1 protein-coding gene and 1 pseudogene are annotated in these 1,250 nt (G+C 44.8%); both read right to left on the bottom strand.

Annotated features, from left to right (window positions below):
- Window positions 1–263 precede the first annotated feature (263 nt).
- On the bottom strand, window positions 264–668 hold the full coding sequence (locus ACXRVY_RS29930) for a hypothetical protein (protein ID WP_458239062.1): 405 nt from the start codon (window positions 666–668) through the stop codon (window positions 264–266).
- Window positions 669–748: 80 nt separating this feature from the next.
- Window positions 749–1,250, bottom strand: a pseudogene (locus ACXRVY_RS29925) (hypothetical protein); the annotation flags it as partial.

Below are 1,250 nucleotides of genomic sequence, written 5' to 3'. Positions count from 1 at the left end.
ACTCAGGCCAGAAATATTGCGTAACCACCAGGATTTTCATCTAGCAAGCACCTTCTTTTGAGCGTTTGGCCAACGCGAGCAACTCGGACCAAGTCTTTTTCGAGGTGCTTTCCCAATCAAATCTGCCACCCTGCAAAACGGCTGCAGCCGACAACTTAGTCAATAGCTCAGGAGCTGATAGGGACTCGATCAGCACATCACCTATATTTTTCGAGTCAAACGGGATGGTTTTACGAAAACGGAAATCGAACGAAATCATATTCCTAAACATCGTAACGACCGCGCAATCGGCCGGTGCACGAGCCCTCACTATTAAAATCACGCAGAGTATTCTCAATAGTCTCTGCCGCTGCTGTGACCTTGATGCCTTTGACCTTATGAGTCCCTGCCGTGATAATTCTGCCAAATAACAAATCGACCAGACCGACGGCTCCCTGAGTGAATCCAGAGGTAACTTTTTTAATGTTAGTGACTCGATGGAGTTCAGACTTTAATACGCTGCCAGATACCTCGCGCGTAGAATCATGACTAAATTTCAGCGCATCAATCGTGGTTTTGCTGATATCAAACCCGACCACGCTCACTTTATTGCCAAACTCTATAGCCGGCGGCTGGCTCACATAACCAAGACCTACAACGGCCAAATTTACATCTTCGAGTTTAAGCATTGAATTTCCTTGCGACTAACCGCCGGGCCAACCGTAAAATGACTTCAATATATTGCAGATCCAGAAACCCAGGTAACACTTTACACGTTATCAAATCTTGATTTAAGAGCCTTTGGCCCAAGCTTGACAATTGAGTACACAAAAGAAAATATAGCTCGGCACCTACTGAATCGAATTTTAAAGTCCGGGTAACATGCCGACAACTCAATAAACCTTGAAGTTGTATCTTCGATATTAAACTGCCCGGCTTTAGCTCTATGCGCATCAGACAGTGAGTTATATTGAGAAACTTCCATTCGATATAGCATTTCTATGCATTCAAAAATAGGAATTCGACGTGTTGTGGCTGAGGCTTCGTTGTATGAGTAGCCGTCAATTTCCGAAAAAAAGCCACACGTATGGGGAGTCGGTATTGATTCTATCCCAACAATTGATGGCACACCCGCTGCAGAGGCTTCGATGAGAGTGGTACCAGAGCCTATAAAGCAAAAAGCGCCATTAATAATTTCAGGAAGATCCGAATACTTTACTTCGCCCATAAAGTGGACAAACTGCGCTACACCACACTGGACCGAGTAAGCT

The sequence above is a fragment of the Pseudomonas sp. P5_A2_2 genome (assembly GCF_054177685.1).
The sequence above is the reverse complement of the archived record's forward strand: the minus strand, read 5'-3'. Positions and strand labels throughout refer to the sequence as shown.